An 18,975-nucleotide genomic window follows, 5' to 3' on the forward strand; every position below is an offset into this window, starting at 1 on the left:
CACCGGGTAGCGACCGGAGTGTTAACGGGCGGTGGAGATTAAGACTGAGTGGGCGTCCCTGCCCGCTCACGAGAATCAGCCCCGGCGGCGCAAGCCGATCAGGCCTACGATGGCCGAACCGAACAACCAAACCGCGCCAGGAACCGGCACCGCGTTGATTTGCATCGTACGGTCCACGCCGCTGGCTGGATGTTGAATGTTGACGTACGCAACATTCGGGTTGAACTTATCGAAATACAAACCGGTAAACTCGGAACCCGTAGTACCGTTCGACGCCCAACGCGCCAAGCCTTCGCCGGCATCCAGCAAATCGCCGTCCTTGTTGATGTCCTTAGCGAACCAGATATCGTCATCCACCGCGCCATCGCGATCTTCGATGATATAGATATTTCCCTCGGCGTCGATCGCCAGATTGTCGGCATTCCGCAAGCCACCGCCGACTGCTAAACCGGTCGCCAAATCGATAGTGTTGGAATCGGCAAACAAGCTCAACGACTGTGTCGCCACGTTGAAATTGTAAATGCGGCTACGGCCGTCGGTGGTATTCGCGTTGGTATCGGAATCGGTGGTCGTGAAGTAGATCAACTGATTTCCGCCCAAGTTTTGAAATTCCAAGTCCTCTGGACGATTGAAGCCGGTCGCCAATACATCGTTATCGTCGGCGGAAGCACGGCCGTCGATGGTGCCGTCGCTGGCCAATACCGACACGCCGGCCAGAACGCCGCCGTTGACATCGGTGATCGCTTCCCAAGAGAATGCTCCGGTAATCGCCGGACCGTTATTGCCTTCGAATTGTCCGCCGACGCCGACCTTCATGACGAAGGTTTGACCAGCCGAGAAGAAATCGTCGCCATTATCGGCAAGCGGATTGGCTGAAACATATTTGTAGATCGATCCGCCGTTCAACTCGTCGACGAAATACAGGTTGTTACCACTATCGAACGCCAAACCTTCGTGAGACACGCGCGGCAGAATGCTACGTTGCACGAAGTTGCCGCCGATTGCTGTCGCGGTGGTCGGATTAGTTACTTCGAATAAGCGGCCTTTGCTGCTGCCGTTTCCCCAAGACTCCTCGGCGGTCAAATAGCCACCCCATGGCGCCCAACGAGAAGCGTCGCCGGAGACAAAGTCCTGCGTTCCGGACGCCACGATGGTTGTGGTGCGCGTGTTGTAGTTCGAATCGTGCAAATCGATACGTTGCACCCCGCCCGCGCCGGTTTCGAACGGCATGAATAAATATCGGCCGGCGTTCGGGCCGGTTTCGTTGGCGGTAATCATGTCCCAGTTGCCGCTATTGCTCTGGCCTTGCGCCAGTTGCGTCGAGCGGTCGGCAATCGAAACCTGGGTAAAGTTCGGGCTAGACAACGTAATCGGTGACGCCTCGTTGGCTGCAGGGCCAGCGGAAGCGGTCAACGGCGTAAAATTATCGAACGCCGTTTCCGCGGCGTTAGCCGCGACCGGAGATACCAGTGACGCCACGGCAGCGGCTATCAGGGTCAGTCTAAACTCTTTCATAATCAATTTCCTTAAGTGCGGTTTGTTGGTTTTTTCAAAAAGCAAGAGGCGGCCTCTCGCCCTTGCGGAAAAGATGCTAACCAGCACACAAGAAATTCAAGTTTCAGTTCGGTTAAGATTTGATGAAACGTATTACACGACCCTTGCCAAAACCCTAATCCGGTCTAACGAACCAAATACTCCCATTGCACCTCGAAAGTAGCGGTTTAACCAAGCTCGCGGTGTGCCGAATCTACGACAGACCGCCAACCGCCCTCCCCTGATTACCGAACTCATCCAGTTAATGCTCGTGATGATGGCCGCCTTTCAGCGTCGGTAAGATCGATTTGACAAAAGGATCGCCCTCCTTATCGCCGAGATCGGCATAGTCTGTGTGTCCGTAGTCCTCGTCGCGCGGTTCCGGCCAGGGCGCTTGTCCAGTCGGGTATAGTGCCGCCAAACGGGTGACTAACAGATGACCGCGCTCCTGGCGTCGAATCAGAGCCGGCAGTTGTTCCCGGTTCAACCACAAAAGTTCTTCGATTTCGCCCTGACCCGACCGGTATCGCAAGGCAACCCGTCCCAGCACGGATTCCTCGCCGTCCGCCTGTAAGCCATCGAGCTCGGCGGGACTAAGCAAGGTGGCGACCGCCCGCCAATCGGGCACCGCCGCCAGGGCTTTCAAATCACCCGGCTGATAGTCGATGGTTTGGCGTTGACCGTGGAATACTTTTTGATAAGCGATGTCGCCGCCGGCCAGCCGTCGCCAAACTTCGCCGCTGTCGTCGCTCAGATTGTGGGTTTCCACCCGATCAGCGTGGCGGACAAAACGCCAACGATACACTCGCGTCGTCTCGTCACCGTGCGTGTCGGTTTCGAGTACTTCGGTTTCGAATTCGGCCGCCAGCGGCGGCATCGCCTCCACCGCCTGAATTTGCAAAGGGCTCGGCAACTGGGATTGACATGCGGTCAAGCTCATCAGCAAAACCAAGCAAACGGAAAATACGGTTTTCAACATCGGTACTCCAAACATAAAAAAGGGGCGCCGGTTGGCGCCCCTACAACGCAGTCAACCAACGCTTACTGGCCGACAGGCAATTTCAGCGCCCGCGCCATCACGTGGTAGATGTAGCTCTGTTCTTGCACACCATGGAACAGATGAGCTTTCGGGCCGTAAGCGTAAATCGCAACGTCCTCGCCGGCATGGGTTTCGCTAGCCATCGGTATCGCGGCTTCCTGCAAGAAGTCCGGATGCGATGTATCGACGTCTGTCAAATCCGGGCGGGGGTTGGGACCACGGTAGCCGGGGCCGTTGGCGTAACCCAGCGTCGTATAAGGTAAACCGTTGCTGTCCTTGGCGAAGACCGTCGCGCCCGGTTCCTTGACCAATCCGGTAATTGGATTGCCGCGTCCCGGATAGCCGGCGATGGTAAAGGTGTGGCTATGGTCAGCGGTGACGACGATGAGCGTATCCTTGGCGTCGGTTTTTTCGACGGCCTTGCGCACCGCATTGGATAACTCGACGGTATCCGCCAGCGCCCGGTAAGCGTTACCGGCGTGGTGAGCGTGGTCAATGCGGCCGGCCTCCACCATCAGCACGTAACCTTTACGGTTTTTCGACAGAATATCGATGGCTTTTTCGGTCATTTCGGTTAGCGAAGGTTCGCCACCGGTGTCGTTGGCTCGATCGGTTTCGTACTCCATGTGCGAACGTTCAAACAGCCCCAACAGATGATCGGTGCTTTTCGCGTCCACCGCATCGAAACCGGTTTTATCGTAAACATAAGCGGATTTGGCGTAGTGGCTCAGCCATTGCTGAGTCAGATCCAAGCCGTCCTTGCGACCGCCCTTGCTGGCGGTGTCTTCCGGGTCGGTCTGGGTATTGGGTAGGAACATGCTACGACCGCCGCCCATCGCGACTTCCAGGCCGTCACCGTAGCTGAAATTGACCAATTGCTTGGCAATATCGCTAACGGTGGCGTCGGCCGGCATTTGCGCGTCGGACTCCCAATCCCGCTCGGACGTGTGCGCATAGCAAGCAGCCGGAGTAGCGTGGGTAATCCGAGCCGTCGAGACGATACCGGTGGACAGGCCGCGCTCCTCGGCCTGCTCCAACAGGGTTTTGACTTTGTATTGGTTAACGACTTCCGCGCTTCTCTCCTTACGCGCGACTTCCATGCTGACCGACAACTCACCGTCGTTGGTCTTGACGCCGGTGATCATCGCGGTCATTGTCGGCGCCGAGTCGGAAGTTTGCTGATTGACACTGTAGGTTTTCGACAAAGCCATGTAGGGCGCTTTTTCGAAACTCAGCAGATTTTCCTCGCCACCGCGATTGTCGGCCTTACCTTGGCCTTCGAAAATGCGGGCCGCGGTCACGGTCGAGATGCCCATGCCGTCGCCGACAAACAGAATTACGTTCTTGGCGTGACGATCGATCGGTTGCAGGTCTTCGGCGACGCGAATGCTGTGCTGGCCGTTTTGCCGCCAATAGTCGGCATTTTCGACCGTGGTTTCGGCGACCGCCGCGACGGATAGAGTCAACAACGCGGCTGCCAGACCGGCCGACAGCAACGATAAAGGGTGGGGGTTGCGCATGGAATGTCCTCGGGGGCGAATAGCGGCGCCTCGCCTAGCGCCTTGGTTTTTGGAAGCGGCGAATCGGTTAACGTCCGCCAGCCTAAAGCCGGAATGAGAAAGTACCGTGACAAACTGGTTACGGTTTTATGACAAGCCACCCTATCTTTAGCGCCCCCACCCCAGCCACTAACACCGCCAACACCCATACGTCCCCGAAGCGCGCGTAGGGCGTGACGCCGCGCATCGGCACGATGTCGGCGGTCACTGTGGTAGCGGTAAAGCTCGGCGCGACGGAGAGTATGCGGCCGTCGGGGCCGACGAAGCCGGTCACGCCGGTGTTGGTGGCTCGGACCAAATAGCGGCCGGTTTCCAGGGCTCGCATCCGCGCCATTTGCATGTGCTGATACGGTTGAGCGGAGTCGCCGAACCAAGCGTCGTTGGTCAGATTGACGATGTAGGCGGCATCGGCGATTTGGCGAGCTACCAATTCCCCAAAGGCGTCTTCGTAGCAAATGGTGGTCACAAATCGATAGCCGCCGGCCGACAGCAAGGGCTGGCGGTCGGCGCCGGCGGCAAAGTCGCCGAGCGGTATCGCCATTAGGTCCAAGATCCAGCCGGACAGGGGTTGTAGCGGCAAATACTCGCCGAACGGCAGTAAATGATGTTTATGATAGAGCTGCTGGTTCTCGCCCAAGGCCAGCACGCTATTGTAATAGTGTTTTCCCTGTCCACCGCTGGGCAGTCCCAACACCAGTTCGGTGCCGTGGCGCAGCGCATCGGCGCGCAAGGGCTCGATAAATTCCGCTTGTACTTCGTTTAAAAAGGCCGGCACCGCTGTTTCCGGCCAAATCACGACGTCCGAATCCCAATGCGCTTCGGTTAAATCCCGGTAGAGGCTCAAAGTGCCGGCACGTTGATCGATGTCCCATTTTCGATCCTGGCCGACATTGCCTTGCACCAAAGTCACCTTAAACGGCGCGCCGGCCGGCTCGGTCCAGGCCACGCCGCGCAAAACCGCTCCACCCGACCACATCAGCAATACCACCGGCAAACCTCGCCGCCAAGGGATCGTCCCGGCAACGATCTCCACCCAGGCGAACGCCGACAGCGCGAGCAAAAAACCCACGCCGTAGACGCCGACGATCGGCGCGTAGCCGGCCAACGGCGTATCCGACTGCGCATAGCCTATCAACAACCAAGGAAAGCCGTTTAGCAAGCAGTCGCCGCGTAAATATTCGACCACGACCCACACCGCCGCGAATAGCGTCGCTCGGCTCCATGCCTTGGCACCGGCGTTGAACTTGACCGCCAGGTAGCCCGCCAAGGCCGGAAAAACCGCCCACGCCCCGATTAACAAGCCGGTCAACGCCGTAGCGGCGGCGGGTTCGGCGTCACCGAAATCGTGGATACTGATGTAAACCCACCACAGACCGCTACCAAACAGACCTAGACCGAATCCGTAACCCAGTACGGCGGCACGCTTCGCGGATCGGTCCAGCCAAGTCCAGTACAGTAAAGCCAGCGCCGGCAAGGCCAGCCAGGGCAGATCGTAGGGAGAAAACGCCAAGGTCAGCGCCGCGCCGGCCGTCGGCGCGATCAAGTAGGCGGTCCATCGGGGAAGTTGGGACATGGAATGGGTTTCGACGCAAATGGAGGCCATTGTATGCGGCGAACCTCGCCTCGCAAAATTGCCGCGCCGCGAACCGTCAAGCTAAGCTAAACTTGGAAATATTTCGTCATAGCTCCGTCGGCCGATTCATGCCCACCCAAACTTCGCTGCCGTTTCCGCTCGAATCCGAATCGGCAACCGCCTGGTTGCAATCGCTCAGTTCGCTGCCGCCCGCTAACGCGGCGAATCGCCTCAACCAAGCCTGGAAGACCTTGAGTACTTCGCCGCTAAGCGGCGACAACCCGCTGGCAACCATGATCGGTATGGTCCCGCCCACACTGCATCTGGCGCAAGGCTTGGCGGTTTTTGCCCGCGCCGAATGGCCGGCGAACGCCAAATCCTGCAAGGCCGCCAAACTGGCGATACAACTGTTGCGCCACGCCAGCCTGGCTTTTGCCCGGCTCGCCTCCGGTTTGAGCAACGATGCGGAACACGGCCGGGTGGCGATGTTTTATGCGCTGCAATTGGCCGGGTTTTGCCTGCGAACCGGCGCCCGCTTTTACGAAGCACCGTCGGCAAGTTTGTGGAAAAAATCCGCGCAATTGTATGTGCTCGCCGAAAAACAACGCTGGCTGAATCAAGCAATTTCCGTCAAAGTCGCTGATTTTAAAAACGCCGGCACACTGGACGCCGTATTCAAACGCAATCTGCTATTCACACTTTGCGCTCCCAACCGTTACTCCGAAACCGAAATTGATCAGCTGTTCCAATTTGCCGGACAGACTCAGCATTTACTGCAATTCAACCGCCACGATGTCGGCGATTTCGACTTTTATTGGGAATTGACCGACAGCGAACCCAAACCGCGCAGGCATCCGAAATGGGCGTTGCCCAAGGACTCGCTGGCGATCTCCACCCAGCGCTTGGGGCGAGCCTTGCAACAAGGCGAAATCAGCGTCGACATGGCGGTCGCCACCCGCAATCGCTTGGCTCAGCATTTATTGGGCTACGACCAGATCTTTTCGTCGCTCACCATCGGCCCCGCTCAGCCCGCCCGGCTATTGACCGGTTTCGCCGCGGTGAGCGGCTATCTGCAGGGCGAAGACCGGCTCTCCAAAATCATGCGCTTAAGCGAGCAAAATCATGGCAGCCGTGCCACATTGCACAATATGACGCTGATGCCGCTGGAACACGAGAAAAGCTTTTTCAACCAATCGCCGAAGTCGAACGGCGCCGGCCATCTGGACAGCTTCGAAGTTCGCCTGCTGCGTTCGACCAGCAAGCAATTCCTGGTGGCGGAAAGCACGACCGGCAGCTTCGGCAACGGCGATATCGCCTTACTGTATCGCGAGCAACTCGCCGCCAAATTGGTGATCATCCGCCAACAAACGCTTTTCGAGGATGCCAGCTTGTTACTGCTTGAGCCGATACCCGGAAAAATCGAACCTTACGCGATCGACAACCCACTGGGCAGACAGCAATGCGCTTTATTGATCGACGCCGAAGGCGCGTCTGCGGAAATCATCCTGCCGCCCGGCAAATACGGCACCCAAACAGACATCGCGCTGGCTCATTTCAAATCCGTGACACTGCTAGCCTGCGTGGAGCACAATCCGTGGTTTAACCGTTTCAAGATTCGGGTCGGTTCGTAATCCCGTTGGGGACGTGAGCGGCGGCCACCTGATGCAGCACCGCCGAGTCGCAATGGCCTTTTTGGTCGTCGAAGAAAATATCGGCGCCGAAGGCTTTCAAAAACGCCCCCTTGGGCATTCCGCCGAGGAACAAGGCCTCGTCTATCCGAATTTCCCAGGCGCGCAAGGTCCGCACCACCCGTTCGTGGGCGGGCGCGGCCCGCGCGGTCACCAGCGCGGTGCGGATCGGCGCGGTTTCCGGACCGAAATGGGTCTGTATCCGGTGCAGGGCGCTTAAAAACGCTTTGAGCGGCCCGCCCGGTAGCGGCGTATGGGCTTCGTTACGTTCGTTGGCCGCGAATGCCGCCAAGCCGTGTTGCTGGTAGATGCGCTCCGAATCGTCGGAAAACAAGACCGCGTCGCCGTCGAACGCGATCCGCAATTGCGAGGTCGGATTGCTGGCCGCCCCGGATACGATGGTCGCCGCCGGACAACCGGCATCCAGCGCCTTGCGCACGTCGTCGCCATTCGCGGATAAAAACAAATGAGCGCCGAACGCCGGAATATAGGCGTATGGGGAGACGCCGCTGGTGAAGGCGGCCCGGGTGATGTTGAGTTGATGATGGGCGATGCTGTTAAATATCCGCAACCCGGTATCGGCGCTGTTTTGCGACAGCAAGATAATTTCCACCAGCGGTTCGTCCGGGAAAGCCAGGTTCAGATCGAGAAACTTTTTAACCAACGCGAATCCGAAACCCGGCTCGAGAATTTCGTTCTCGTGTTCGATCTGATAGCGGCAAAAAGCTTCCTTGCCTTGGGTTTCGAAAATCCGATGCGACTCGTCGAGATCGAACAAGGCGCGAGACGATACCGCGACAACCAGTTTTTGGTTGGGTTTTTCAGCCGGCATGCCGCTCAATCCTTGACCTTGAACACGCTAACCGCGTCCAGATTCAAGGTTTTCTTGACCTTGGCGGCATAGGCGGCCGCCTCGTATTGGCTGGGGAAGCCGTCAACGCTCAGCCGGTACCAGGTTTCGCCCTTGGCCTCGCTTTTCGCGACCTTGGCCGGAACGCCCTTGCCGGCGAATTCCTCGGCTTTACGCTTGGCATACCAATCCTGCTTGAATGCGGTCAAATTGACCGCCCAATTTTCCGGAACAGGTTCCGGCTTTTTCTTCTCGGGCTTGACCGTCGGCGTCGCGGCGGCGAGCGGGCGAGCTTTTTCCAACGCGCCGACTTTAGACTGCAAGGCTTCGATCGCGGCGCCGATTTGCATGTCGCGATTGCCCAGTTCGGCCAGCTGCTTGCCGACATCGCCACCGACCGCCTGCCCTCCACCACCGCCCTGGGCTTTTTTCAGTTCCGCGATCTGGGCTGCCAACACGCCATTTCCGACCGATAATTCGTCCAACTGCTTGCGCAGCATTTCCTGGTCGGCGGCATTGGCGGCCGGGGCATTAACGACTTGCTCCTGCAATTTGCCGATGATCGTCACCAACTCGCCGACTTGCGACTTGGCGATCATGCCCTGTATGCCCAAACCGGTACCCAGTAGTAGCGCCAATGCCGCCACGCCGTTGGCGACGTAGGCCGCGACCGGTTTTTTGTGCGCGACCGAGTCCAAGCCGCGCTTGGTTTTCTTCTGCTCGGTCTGCAAACCGTCGACAGTTTCCAGGCACGTCGCCAATTGGGCTTTTTCAGCCTTTTCCAGAATATCCGCCTTGATCTGGCGCTGGTGGCGTTTTAATTCATCGATTTGGTGGGTCAGCGCCGCGATTTCGGCACTGTGATCCACCATTTGGATTACCGGCGCCGGGGCAACCACCGGGACCGGCTCAGGCGAGGGAGGCACGGGTATCGAATCGGCCGGCGGTGCTTGGGCGGCGGTCTGCGACTCGAATTCGTCGTCATCGCCCGACGGTTCGGCGAGCGGGGCGTCCTCGGCACTCGCCGAGCCCAACGCGAACCCTGCCGCCAGATCGGCGACATCGTCGTCACCAAACTCGTCGATAACAATAGGCGCAGATTCCGGTTCGGCTTCGATGGGTTTGACATACTCGTCGTCCGCCGAAATGTCGAAATCGGCCGTCAAAAATTCGGCGTTGCCAGCCGGTGCTCCAGTGTCCGAAAACTCGTCGATCTCTCGCATGGCGTCCAATTCGTCCCGTTCGTCACTTGCCACTAATTCAGGCGTTTCGCCGACTTCGAATTCGTCGTCGATGGCCGCGATAGCCCGGTCGGCGACATCCGGTTCCGGAAACGGCTCGACATCCAGTTCCAATTCTTCCAACTTGGCCTCAACCCCGACATCGACCAAATCGGCGAATTCGTCGTCCAGCATTTGTTCGTGCTTGGGATTGATGTCGATGGCCGCGTCGAACTCGTCGCCCAACTTTGCGGCGGCGAGATCCAGATCCGGCTGAGCTTGCTCGGCCGCCAGCAAGGCGTCGATGTCGGCAAATTCGTCGCGTTCCGCCGCAGCCGAGTCGGCCACCACTTCGTGATCGACCAACAAGCGATCGATCGCTTCGTCGTCGTCGATCAAACCGACCTGCTCGGAAGCGGATTCGCCGATATTGAGCATCGCGTCCAAATCGTCGGCAAACGCATCCAGGGTTTTCTTGGGCTTTTTAGTCGTCGGCTCGGCCATTTCGGTTTTTCTCCGTATTCAGAGGTTCAACGCCCGCGCCGCCGCGGCCGGTCACGCCGATTCATTTGACGGCGGTGACCAGCGCATTGACGTCCAGGCGATGCGTCAACGTCAGTTCGCGAAACCCGATTTCGGCCATCTGCCTGAGCGCCAAGCCTTCGCGCATGATGTGATCCTCGGATTCGTCGCTGAACAGGTGAATGATCCAGTGTTCCAGCAAATCCAGGCGGCTGATGCCGGTCAAGGTCTCGAAATATCCGGCCACCTCGCGCTGGGTATTGCGGGTATGCGCCGGAATGTCGTCCAAGGCGTAACGGTCGCCGCAAACGAATCGGCCATCGTGTTTCAGAACCCGGTAAATTTCCGCCAATACATCGCGACGGTAATCGCATTGAAAATTATGCAAGGTATATGCCGATGCCACGACATCGACGCTGGCCGTCGCCAACCCGCGCAATGCGGTCAAGGCGTCGTCGCCACAAAACGCCAAGCGGCCCAGGTCGGCCCAGTGACTCAAGCTTTCGCGGGCTTGCGCTTGCATCGTCGGTTCGTTGTCCACGCTAAATACCGTCAAATTGTCGGCGGCCGTCAAGATCGATAACGTGGTAATGCCGGTACCGCCGCCCAATTCGACAACTTGCGCCAGCGTATCCCGCGTGCGACAGTATGTGCCGACTTCGGCACCGACCAACCGGCTCATTTCGGCCGCGAACGGGCAAATCAGCTTCAGCATTTGATATTCTCGGCCAATTACGCCGGAAAACATCGCGTCGAAAGGCGTATCGGCCGTCATGGCGCCACCTTTAATTTCAACTTGGCATCGTAGGCCGCCAACTGCTCCGGCGTGGCCTCGATCTGAAATTTCTCCTTCCATTCCCGATAGGGCATGCCGTACACGATTTCCCTTGCCTGTTCGTAATCCACATTCGCGCCGCGTTCGGCGGCGGCGGCTGCATACCATTTCGCGAGACAATTACGGCAAAAATCGGCCAGCAACATCAGTTCGATATTCTGAACTTCGGTATGGGTTTGCAGATGCTCGAGCAATTGCCGGAACGCGGCGGCTTCCAGCTCTATGTGAATGTCGTTTGCCATGAATTCCTCCCGTAAAAGCCGCATTTTACCAGCAATACCAGCCGCCTCATGTACAATTGGGGCTAAAGAATCTACAATGCGCTTCCGTCGATTTGGCCCCTGCATCGCTCCGTGAACACGATACACAGTTCATCTCTGGCATTTTATCCGACCGGCTACCAGAAGCCGTCGCCGGGCAATGCGGAGCAAAATCGGTCGCGGGCAACGTTGGAAAGCAATACGGGCAAGCCGCTCGCATTCGTGACAAAACCATCCGAGCCGGCAACGATCGACTCGGTTTTGACTAAGAATCCGCTCGGTAAGATCGATGAACAAGACGTGATCGCGGATCCTAAAGCCCGAAAAGCCTTGAATGCCTATAGTCAGACCATTAACCAATCGAATCGCCAACGCGTCGCCGAACTGGTAACCGGAATCGATTTATACGCCTAACCGTTTCTTTTTCACTACCGACCTACGTATGAAGCCCGTTTTAGAGTTCTTTCCTATCGTCTTATTTTTTGTGGCTTACAAGCTTTACGATATTTATGTGGCCACGGCGGTAGTGATAGTTGCGACAATCGTACAAGTCGCGGCCTATTGGCTACTCTATCGCAAGGTGGAAACGATGCACTGGATCACATTAGGATTGATTCTGGTGATGGGTGGCGCCACCCTGTACTTGCAAGACGAACAATTCATCAAATGGAAATTGACGATTATCGAGTGGCTATTCGGCGGTGCGTTTTTGGTCAGCCAATTTATCGGCAACAAAACCTTTATCGAACGCATGATGGGCGCCAACCTTGAGTTACCGACGCGTATCTGGAAACGGTTGAATCTAAGCTGGTCCTTGTTTTTTATCGGCGTCGGCTTTTTGAATCTTTACGTGATGGCGCATTACAGCACCGACGACTGGGTCAGCTTCAAAACCTTCGGCGTACCCGGCCTAATGGTGGTTTTCATCGTCGTGCAAATGGCCTTTTTGTATAAGCACGTACCTGCGCCGGAGACCAAAAAATAATGCTTTACGCGATTATCGCCGAAGACCGTCCGGGCAGTTTGCCTAAGCGCTTGGCCGCCAGACCGGCCCATTTGGAGAGACTGCAAAACTTGCAGGACGAAGGGCGCTTGGTCTTGGCCGGCCCTCACCCGGCCATCGACAGCGACAATCCGGGAGACGCCGGCTTCAGCGGTAGCCTGATTGTCGCGGAATTCGCCGATCTCGACAGCGCCCGGACCTGGGCCGATGCCGATCCGTATTTTTCCGCTGGCGTATACGCCAGCGTTACCGTCAAACCTTTTAAACAAGTATTTCCCCAATGACCACCGACAACATTCGCCAAAAACTCGAAGCCACCTTTCAGCCCGACTTAATCGAAATCATCGATCAAAGCGCCGCCCACGCCGGGCATGCCGGCAATCAGGGCGGAGGGCATTTCTACGTTACGCTAGTGAGCACCGCGTTCGACGGCAAATCGTTGGTCCAGCGGCATCAGTTGGTTTATCAAGCGCTGGGCGACATGATGAAAGACGAAATTCACGCCCTCGGCATCAATGCCTTAACCCCTACCGAAAACAGCAAAGGAAATTCTTGATATGAAATTAAAACTCATCCCGCTGATCCTGGCCGGTACCGCTCTGCTCTACGGCTGCACCCAAGAGAAGGCTCAGGAAGCAGCGCCGGCCGCGCCGACCGTCAGTAAAGAAGACGCCGTCGCGTCGGTCAACGGCACCTACATCGGCAAAAAAACCTTGGAGACCCTGGAAAAAGAAATCTCCGAGCGTAGCCAAGGCCAGTCCTTCCCAAAAGAGCAACTATTGGAAGAGTTGATTCAACGCGAATTGCTGATTCAATTGGCCGTGCAAAAGCAACTCGATAAAAGTCCCGAAGTGATGGAGCGCCTAGCCACGATCCGTAACTCCTTGCTTTCGCAAGCAGCGTTACAGGACTATTTGAAATCCAATCCGGTCTCGGACGAAGAAATCAAGGCAGAATACGACTCCAAAATGGCCAATGCCGGCAACGAGTACAAAGCCAGCCACATTTTGGTAAAAACCGAAGACGAGGCGAAAAAATTGATCGCCGAATTGGATAAAGGCGGCAACTTTGCGGAGCTGGCCAAGAAAAACTCTATCGACCCAATGGGTTCCGAAGGCGGTGATTTAGGCTGGTTTACCGCCGACCGCATGGTGCCGCCATTCTCCGAAGCCGTAGTCGCGCTGGAAAACGGCAAATACACTAAACAACCGGTTCAGACTCAATTCGGTTGGCACGTGATATTCCGCGAAGACTCCAGAGCAGTTACTCCGCCGCCGTTCGACGCCGTCAAGGAACAGTTGCGGCCGATGCTGCAGCGCCAAAAAGCCCAGGCCATGATTGAAAACCTGCGGAAAAGTGCGAAGGTCGAAATCATGTTGCCGCCGGAACCGGCAAAACAACCGGAAGCACCTCAAGCAGCTGAGCCCACCGACCCAGCACCGGCGCCAACGGCCGACAAACCGGCGGAAGGCCAACCTTCTGAAACGGCCCCCGCAGCAAAATAGTCCGCTATTGCACAGGGCTAACCAGCCCTGTGCCTTCAACCCTCCGGCGTTAGCCGACCCGTTCCTCTATAGCCTAAGCGGCTTGCGCCGGTTGATTGCGCAAATTTTCGTCGATCAAGGCTTTTATACTGGCGGTGCATTTACCGCAAACCCCACCCGCTCCGGTGCATTGCATAATCTGCTTACGACTGCATACACCTTCGTTCAAAGCTTGCTCTACCTGCCTATCCGTGACCGCTTTACAAACACAAATGTACATGGAATCCTCTCGGCAAATACAATCTGCATGTAATGATAACAATTATCATTTGGAAGTAAAGCGCTAAAATTCGATTTTGAATCGATCAGAACTAAAAATTCCGGACCGGGTCGAACAGACGATTGCCACCCCAAGTTGAGGAAATTCGCGGCTTTGAGGCATGACAACCAATTGCAAACTTCGCTTCGTTCATGTTTAAATAGCGTGCTAATTATTTTGTCATTAACTACAGGGCCAGTGATGCAAGACTATCAAACCCAACAACCCACAGTGTTGAAGATACTGGACGCTCATCGAGAGATGCCGGGGAATCTGTTGCCGATACTGCATGGTATTCAAGACACCTTGGGTTACATTCCGCCCGACGCAGTGCCGGATATCGCCAAGGCACTCAACCTTTCCAAGGCGGAAGTTCACGGGGTCGTTAGTTTTTACCATTACTTCCGGGTTACCCCGCCGGGCAAGCATACGATACGCATCTGCCGCGCCGAGTCCTGCCAGTCCATGAACAGTAAAACTCTGGAAACCCACGCAAAACAAACGCTGAACATCGATTTTCACGAGACATCCGCTGACGGAATGTTTTCGCTAGAACCGGTTTACTGCCTGGGAAATTGCGCGTGCTCCCCCGCTATCACCATAGATAACGAAGTGTTCGGCCGAGTGTCGCCGGAAAAATTCGATCAGTTGCTAGCCACTTTTAAAGGTACCGAATAATGACCCGCCTGTTTATCTCCCGCGACTCCACAGCGCTGTCATTGGGCGCTGAACTTGTCGCTCAGACCCTGCAACGGCATACCGCCGGCCAAAACATTGAAATCATCCGCAACGGTTCACGTGGCTTGTTCTGGTTGGAACCGCTAATCGAGGTCGAAACCGACGCCGGCCGTGTAGCCTATGGCCCAGTACAACCGGAAGATGTCGCCTCCCTGCTAGCATCCGGCCTCTTGGAAGGCAATCAACACCCCTTATATCTGGGCGATATAGAAGCCCTTCCCTATTTTAAAAACCAGAACCGCCTGACCTTCGCCCGCGTCGGTATCACCGATCCCGTCAGCTTGGACGATTATCTGGCCCACGACGGTTACCGCGGCTTGAAAAACGCGCTGGCGCTGCAACCTGCCGACATCGTTAAACAAGTTACCGAATCCGGCCTGCGCGGCCGGGGCGGCGCCGCATTCCCGACCGGCATTAAGTGGAATACCGTGTTAAACGCCCCTGCCGAACAAAAATACATCGTCTGCAACGCCGACGAAGGCGACTCCGGCACCTTTTCCGACCGAATGATCATGGAAGGCGACCCCTTCGTGTTGATCGAGGGTATGACGATTGCCGGCTTGGCCGTCGGCGCCACACAAGGCTACATCTATCTGCGCATCGAATACCCCCACGCCAAAATTGCCCTGAACCAAGCTATCGCTGCCGCCTATGAAAACGGCTACCTCGGCGAAAACATTCAAGGCAGCGGCAAGACCTTCCATCTGGAAGTCCGTAGCGGCGCCGGCGCTTATGTATGCGGCGAAGAGACATCGCTGCTGGAAAGTCTGGAAGGCAAACGCGGCCTGGTCCGCTTCAAGCCGCCGCTACCGGCCATCGTCGGCCTATTCGGCAAACCCACTATCGTCAACAACGTGATTTCGCTGGCCTCGATTCCGGTCATTTTGGATAAAGGCGGCGAATATTACAAAAATTACGGCATGGGCCGTTCGCGCGGTACCTTGCCGATTCAATTGGCCGGTAACATCAAGCACGGAGGCCTGTTCGAAGCCGCATTCGGCGTCACATTGCGAGAATTGCTGTACGACTACGGCGGCGGCTCCGCCAGCGGCCGGCCGATCCGGGCCGTGCAAGTCGGTGGTCCGTTGGGTGCCTATATGCCGGAAAGCCAGTTCGATACTCCACTCGATTACGAAGCCTTCGCCGCGATCGGCGCGGTTTTGGGCCACGGCGGCATCGTGGTACACGACGACACCACCAGTCTGGCCGACATGGCCCGCTATGCGATGGAATTCTGTGTCGAAGAATCCTGTGGCAAATGTACGCCATGCAGGATCGGCTCTACTCGCGGCGTCGAAGTCATCGACCGTATCCTCGATAACGTCGACAAAGCCAAGAACACCGAACTGCTGCGCGATTTGTGCGACACGATGACGTGCGGTTCCTTGTGCGCCATGGGCGGCATGACACCCTACCCGGTGTTGAGCGCGCTGAATCATTTCCCTGAAGACTTTGGCCTCCAAGCCACCAAAGCCTAACCGATCCCCCGGAGGTAGCTTATGTCACTCAACAACGAAATCGATTACGGAACGCCGGCCAGCGCGTCCCAACAAACCGTCAACCTGGAAATCGACGGCCATAAGGTGACCGTCAACGCCGGTACCTCGGTCATGCGCGCCGCCGCCGAAGCCGGCATCAGCATACCCAAGCTGTGCGCCACCGACCACCTCGACCCGTTCGGCTCCTGCCGGATGTGCTTGGTACAAATCGAAGGCGCGCGCGGCTACCCGGCCTCCTGTACGACACCGGTCGGCGAAGGCATGAAAGTCGTTACCCAAAACGAAAAGCTCGCCAAACTGCGCAAGGGCATCGCCGAACTCTATATTTCCGACCACCCATTGGATTGCTTGACTTGCTCCGCCAACGGCAATTGCGAATTGCAGGACACGGTTGGCGAAGTCGGCTTGCGCGAGGTCCGTTACGGTTTCGAAGGTGAAAACCACCTGAAAGCGGAAAAAGACAACAGCAACCCCTATTTCTCTTTCGACCCCTCCAAATGCATCGTCTGCTCGCGTTGCGTCCGCGCCTGCGAAGAAGTGCAAGGTACTTTCGCATTGACGATAGATGGCCGCGGTTTCGAGTCTCACGTTTCGCCGGGCCAAGACCAAGCGTTCATGGAATCCGAGTGCGTGTCTTGCGGCGCCTGCGTACAAGCCTGCCCGACCGCGACCTTGATGGAAAAGGCGGTGATCGACCACGGCCAGCCAGAGCACAGCGCCATTACCACGTGCGCTTACTGCGGTGTCGGCTGCTCGTTCAAAGCCGAAATGAAAGGCGAGCAACTGGTAAGGATGGTTCCCGACAAAAACGGCCAGGCCAACCATGGTCATTCCTGCGTCAAGGGCCGCTTTGCTTTTGGCTACGCCACCCATAAAGACCGCATCACGACACCGATGGTACGCGACAAAATCAGCGATCCTTGGCGCGTCGTCAGTTGGGAAGAAGCCATTCAATTCGCGGCCGATCGCTTCAAGCAATTGCAAGCCAAATACGGCAAGGATTCGATCGGCGGTATCACCTCGTCGCGTTGCACCAACGAAGAAACCTATCTGGTGCAAAAACTGATCCGTGCCGGCTTCGGCAACAACAACGTCGATACTTGCGCCAGGGTCTGCCATTCACCGACCGGTTACGGCCTGAAAACCACCTTCGGCGAATCGTCCGGCACCCAGACTTTCGACTCGGTCATGCAATCCGACGTCATCCTGGTTATCGGCGCTAACCCGACCGACGGCCACCCGGTGTTCGGTTCGCTGATGAAACGCCGACTGCGTCAAGGCGCCAAACTGATCGTCGTCGACCCGCGCGGCATCGATCTGGTGCGCAATAGTCCGCACGTCAAAGCCGACTACCATCTGAAACTGCGCCCAGGCACTAACGTCGCCGTCGTCACAGCGCTAGCCCACGTCATCGTTACCGAAGGTCTGGTCAACGAACAATTCGCGCTGGAACGCTGCGACGTCGAGTCGTTCAACAAATGGAAAACCTTTGTGGCACTGCCGCAAAATTCGCCGGAAGCCGTCGCAGAACTGACCGGCGTCCCCGCCGAAGCGATGCGCGGCGCCGCTCGCCTGTATGCCACCGGCGGTAACGGCGCGATCTATTACGGTTTGGGCGTCACCGAACACAGCCAAGGTTCGACAACCGTGATCGGCATCGCCAACCTGGCGATGGCCACCGGCAACATCGGCCGCGAAGGTGTCGGCGTCAACCCGTTACGCGGTCAAAACAACGTGCAAGGTTCATGCGACATGGGTTCGTTCCCGCACGAATTTGTCGGTTACCGTCACGTCTCCGATAGCGCTACTCGCACCCAATTCGAAGCGGCTTGGGGTGTGACATTGGCCTCCGAGCCAGGCCTACGCATTCCCAACATGTTCGCCGCCGCGATCGAAGGCAGCTTCAAGGGCCTATACGTACAAGGCGAGGACATCGCGCAATCCGATCCCGATATCAACCACGTCCATCATGCCTTGCGGGAAATGGAATGCATCGTGGTGCAAGACATCTTCTTAAACGAAACCGCCAAGTTCGCCCACGTATTCCTGCCCGGTTCTTCGTTCCTGGAGAAAAACGGCACCTTCACCAACGCCGAGCGGCGCATCTCGCCGGTACGCCGGGTGATGACACCGCTGGGCGGCAAGGAAGATTGGCAAGTTACCCAAGACTTGGCCAATGCGCTGGGCTTTCCGATGAATTACAGTCACCCGTCGGAAATCATGGCTGAAATCGCCAGCCTGACCCCACAATTCGCCGGCGTCAGCTACGAGAAAATCGACGAGATGGGCAGCATCCAGTGGCCGTGCAACGACGAATCCCCGGACGGCACGCCAATCATGCATGCCGACCATTTCGTGCGCGGCAAGGGCCGTTTCCTGTTGACGGAATACATTCCGACCGCGGAACGCACCAGCAGCAAATACCCGCTAATCCTGACCACCGGCCGTATTCTGTCGCAATACAACGTCGGCGCGCAGACTCGCCGCACCGACAACATCGCTTGGCACGCCGAAGACAAATTGGAAATCCATCCTCACGACGCCGAAGTCCTGGGCGTGGCCGACGGCGACTGGGTCGGCGTCAAGAGCCGCACCGGCGAAACCGTGTTGAGGGCGCTGATTACCGACCGAATGCAACCGGGCGTGGTCTATACCACCTTCCACTTCCCGCATTCCGGTGCCAACGTCATCACCACCGACAACTCGGACTGGGCGACCAACTGCCCCGAATACAAAGTGACGGCGGTACACGTCGCGAAGGTCGCTCAACCGTCCGATTGGCAACGTGAATACCGCGCCTTCTCCGACGACCAGCAATCGCTGCTGGACAACCGCATCGGCGCCGGCTAAAAA

The 18,975-nt window shown here is 57.1% G+C and carries 18 protein-coding genes; 9 read left to right on the top strand and 9 right to left on the bottom strand.

Annotated elements, in window-relative coordinates; all coding sequences use genetic code 11:
- Nucleotides 1-75 precede the first annotated feature (75 nt).
- The 4 genes from ACQE3E_RS17985 to lnt all read right to left on the bottom strand — a co-directional run bounded on the left by ACQE3E_RS17985 (nucleotide 76) and on the right by lnt (nucleotide 5,704).
- Nucleotides 76-1,515, bottom strand: coding sequence for an alkaline phosphatase PhoX (locus ACQE3E_RS17985; RefSeq protein WP_313730850.1), 1,440 nt, complete (start codon nucleotides 1,513-1,515; stop codon nucleotides 76-78).
- A 280-nt stretch (nucleotides 1,516-1,795) separates the two neighbouring features.
- A complete protein-coding gene (locus tag ACQE3E_RS17990) occupies nucleotides 1,796-2,512 on the bottom strand; it encodes a hypothetical protein (protein ID WP_313730849.1) in 717 nt (238 codons plus the stop codon).
- 62 nt (nucleotides 2,513-2,574) lie between these two features.
- Nucleotides 2,575-4,092: an alkaline phosphatase gene (locus tag ACQE3E_RS17995; RefSeq protein WP_064029309.1), complete on the bottom strand. Its 1,518-nt coding sequence runs from the start codon at nucleotides 4,090-4,092 to the stop codon at nucleotides 2,575-2,577.
- 118 nt (nucleotides 4,093-4,210) lie between these two features.
- Nucleotides 4,211-5,704: an apolipoprotein N-acyltransferase gene (lnt, locus tag ACQE3E_RS18000; protein ID WP_313730847.1), complete on the bottom strand. Its 1,494-nt coding sequence runs from the start codon at nucleotides 5,702-5,704 to the stop codon at nucleotides 4,211-4,213.
- 128 nt (nucleotides 5,705-5,832) lie between these two features.
- Between lnt and ACQE3E_RS18005 the strand changes: the two genes are divergently transcribed.
- Nucleotides 5,833-7,335: a hypothetical protein gene (locus tag ACQE3E_RS18005; RefSeq protein ID WP_313730845.1), complete on the top strand. Its 1,503-nt coding sequence runs from the start codon at nucleotides 5,833-5,835 to the stop codon at nucleotides 7,333-7,335.
- Here ACQE3E_RS18005 and ACQE3E_RS18010 read toward each other — a convergent pair.
- The 4 genes from ACQE3E_RS18010 to ACQE3E_RS18025 form a co-directional block, all read right to left on the bottom strand.
- Entirely contained in the window at nucleotides 7,313-8,224 is a 912-nt protein-coding gene (locus ACQE3E_RS18010) for a 5'-nucleotidase (RefSeq protein ID WP_064029304.1), read from the bottom strand. The genes ACQE3E_RS18005 and ACQE3E_RS18010 overlap by 23 nt on opposite strands.
- Before the next feature lie 5 nt (nucleotides 8,225-8,229).
- Nucleotides 8,230-9,966: an SPOR domain-containing protein gene (locus ACQE3E_RS18015; protein ID WP_313730844.1), complete on the bottom strand. Its 1,737-nt coding sequence runs from the start codon at nucleotides 9,964-9,966 to the stop codon at nucleotides 8,230-8,232.
- Nucleotides 9,967-10,027: 61 nt separating this feature from the next.
- Nucleotides 10,028-10,759, bottom strand: a complete 732-nt coding sequence (locus ACQE3E_RS18020) for a class I SAM-dependent methyltransferase (protein WP_313730843.1) — start codon at nucleotides 10,757-10,759, stop codon at nucleotides 10,028-10,030.
- Complete coding sequence (locus ACQE3E_RS18025; protein WP_064029563.1) at nucleotides 10,756-11,061, bottom strand: DUF1244 domain-containing protein; 306 nt, start codon at nucleotides 11,059-11,061, stop codon at nucleotides 10,756-10,758. Before ACQE3E_RS18025 ends, ACQE3E_RS18020 begins: the two co-directional genes overlap by 4 nt.
- Nucleotides 11,062-11,301: 240 nt before the next feature.
- Between ACQE3E_RS18025 and ACQE3E_RS18030 the strand changes: the two genes are divergently transcribed.
- From ACQE3E_RS18030 to ACQE3E_RS18050, 5 genes are read left to right on the top strand one after another with little or no spacing between them, the layout of a single operon-like run.
- Complete coding sequence (locus ACQE3E_RS18030; RefSeq protein ID WP_281021201.1) at nucleotides 11,302-11,493, top strand: hypothetical protein; 192 nt, start codon at nucleotides 11,302-11,304, stop codon at nucleotides 11,491-11,493.
- A gap of 28 nt (nucleotides 11,494-11,521) precedes the next feature.
- Nucleotides 11,522-12,064 (top strand): septation protein A, encoded by a 543-nt coding sequence (locus ACQE3E_RS18035; RefSeq protein WP_064029296.1) that lies wholly within the window; start codon nucleotides 11,522-11,524, stop codon nucleotides 12,062-12,064.
- Complete coding sequence (locus ACQE3E_RS18040) at nucleotides 12,064-12,366, top strand: YciI family protein (RefSeq protein WP_313730842.1); 303 nt, start codon at nucleotides 12,064-12,066, stop codon at nucleotides 12,364-12,366. The genes ACQE3E_RS18035 and ACQE3E_RS18040 overlap by 1 nt, the downstream gene beginning before the upstream one ends.
- Nucleotides 12,363-12,638: a BolA family protein gene (locus tag ACQE3E_RS18045; protein WP_064029290.1), complete on the top strand. Its 276-nt coding sequence runs from the start codon at nucleotides 12,363-12,365 to the stop codon at nucleotides 12,636-12,638. Before ACQE3E_RS18040 ends, ACQE3E_RS18045 begins: the two co-directional genes overlap by 4 nt.
- 1 nt (nucleotide 12,639) lies before the next feature.
- Nucleotides 12,640-13,587, top strand: coding sequence for a peptidylprolyl isomerase (locus tag ACQE3E_RS18050; RefSeq protein WP_313730841.1), 948 nt, complete (start codon nucleotides 12,640-12,642; stop codon nucleotides 13,585-13,587).
- 73 nt (nucleotides 13,588-13,660) lie between these two features.
- Here the strand turns inward: ACQE3E_RS18050 and ACQE3E_RS18055 are convergent, their stop codons facing one another.
- Nucleotides 13,661-13,846, bottom strand: coding sequence for a (2Fe-2S)-binding protein (locus ACQE3E_RS18055; RefSeq protein WP_064029286.1), 186 nt, complete (start codon nucleotides 13,844-13,846; stop codon nucleotides 13,661-13,663).
- A 240-nt stretch (nucleotides 13,847-14,086) separates the two neighbouring features.
- Here ACQE3E_RS18055 and ACQE3E_RS18060 point away from each other — a divergent pair, with 240 nt between their 5' ends.
- Genes ACQE3E_RS18060 through fdhF form a run of 3 tightly spaced genes read left to right on the top strand, consistent with a single transcriptional unit; the run spans nucleotide 14,087 to nucleotide 18,972 of the window.
- On the top strand, nucleotides 14,087-14,563 hold the full coding sequence (locus ACQE3E_RS18060; protein WP_071160425.1) for a formate dehydrogenase subunit gamma: 477 nt from the start codon (nucleotides 14,087-14,089) through the stop codon (nucleotides 14,561-14,563).
- Nucleotides 14,563-16,101 (top strand): formate dehydrogenase beta subunit, encoded by a 1,539-nt coding sequence (locus ACQE3E_RS18065; RefSeq protein WP_313730840.1) that lies wholly within the window; start codon nucleotides 14,563-14,565, stop codon nucleotides 16,099-16,101. Before ACQE3E_RS18060 ends, ACQE3E_RS18065 begins: the two co-directional genes overlap by 1 nt.
- Before the next feature lie 21 nt (nucleotides 16,102-16,122).
- Entirely contained in the window at nucleotides 16,123-18,972 is a 2,850-nt protein-coding gene (fdhF, locus tag ACQE3E_RS18070) for a formate dehydrogenase subunit alpha (RefSeq protein ID WP_313730838.1), read from the top strand.
- Nucleotides 18,973-18,975 lie beyond the last annotated feature (3 nt).

Source organism: Methylomonas sp. MED-D, assembly GCF_050276835.1.
In the GTDB taxonomy this organism is placed as follows: domain Bacteria; phylum Pseudomonadota; class Gammaproteobacteria; order Methylococcales; family Methylomonadaceae; genus Methylomonas; species Methylomonas koyamae_A.

Excerpts from the sequence above, each read along its gene's own strand:
- ACQE3E_RS17985 (WP_313730850.1), bottom strand. The coding sequence starts at position 1,515 with ATGAAAGAGTTTAGACTGACCCTGATAGCCGCTGCCGTGGCGTCACTG.
- ACQE3E_RS17990 (WP_313730849.1), bottom strand. The coding sequence starts at position 2,512 with ATGTTGAAAACCGTATTTTCCGTTTGCTTGGTTTTGCTGATGAGCTTG.
- ACQE3E_RS17995 (WP_064029309.1), bottom strand. The coding sequence starts at position 4,092 with ATGCGCAACCCCCACCCTTTATCGTTGCTGTCGGCCGGTCTGGCAGCC.
- lnt (WP_313730847.1), bottom strand. The coding sequence starts at position 5,704 with ATGTCCCAACTTCCCCGATGGACCGCCTACTTGATCGCGCCGACGGCC.
- ACQE3E_RS18005 (WP_313730845.1), top strand. The coding sequence starts at position 5,833 with ATGCCCACCCAAACTTCGCTGCCGTTTCCGCTCGAATCCGAATCGGCA.
- ACQE3E_RS18010 (WP_064029304.1), bottom strand. The coding sequence starts at position 8,224 with ATGCCGGCTGAAAAACCCAACCAAAAACTGGTTGTCGCGGTATCGTCT.
- ACQE3E_RS18015 (WP_313730844.1), bottom strand. The coding sequence starts at position 9,966 with ATGGCCGAGCCGACGACTAAAAAGCCCAAGAAAACCCTGGATGCGTTT.
- ACQE3E_RS18020 (WP_313730843.1), bottom strand. The coding sequence starts at position 10,759 with ATGACGGCCGATACGCCTTTCGACGCGATGTTTTCCGGCGTAATTGGC.
- ACQE3E_RS18025 (WP_064029563.1), bottom strand. The coding sequence starts at position 11,061 with ATGGCAAACGACATTCACATAGAGCTGGAAGCCGCCGCGTTCCGGCAA.
- ACQE3E_RS18035 (WP_064029296.1), top strand. The coding sequence starts at position 11,522 with ATGAAGCCCGTTTTAGAGTTCTTTCCTATCGTCTTATTTTTTGTGGCT.
- ACQE3E_RS18040 (WP_313730842.1), top strand. The coding sequence starts at position 12,064 with ATGCTTTACGCGATTATCGCCGAAGACCGTCCGGGCAGTTTGCCTAAG.
- ACQE3E_RS18045 (WP_064029290.1), top strand. The coding sequence starts at position 12,363 with ATGACCACCGACAACATTCGCCAAAAACTCGAAGCCACCTTTCAGCCC.
- ACQE3E_RS18050 (WP_313730841.1), top strand. The coding sequence starts at position 12,640 with ATGAAATTAAAACTCATCCCGCTGATCCTGGCCGGTACCGCTCTGCTC.
- ACQE3E_RS18055 (WP_064029286.1), bottom strand. The coding sequence starts at position 13,846 with ATGTACATTTGTGTTTGTAAAGCGGTCACGGATAGGCAGGTAGAGCAA.
- ACQE3E_RS18060 (WP_071160425.1), top strand. The coding sequence starts at position 14,087 with ATGCAAGACTATCAAACCCAACAACCCACAGTGTTGAAGATACTGGAC.
- ACQE3E_RS18065 (WP_313730840.1), top strand. The coding sequence starts at position 14,563 with ATGACCCGCCTGTTTATCTCCCGCGACTCCACAGCGCTGTCATTGGGC.
- fdhF (WP_313730838.1), top strand. The coding sequence starts at position 16,123 with ATGTCACTCAACAACGAAATCGATTACGGAACGCCGGCCAGCGCGTCC.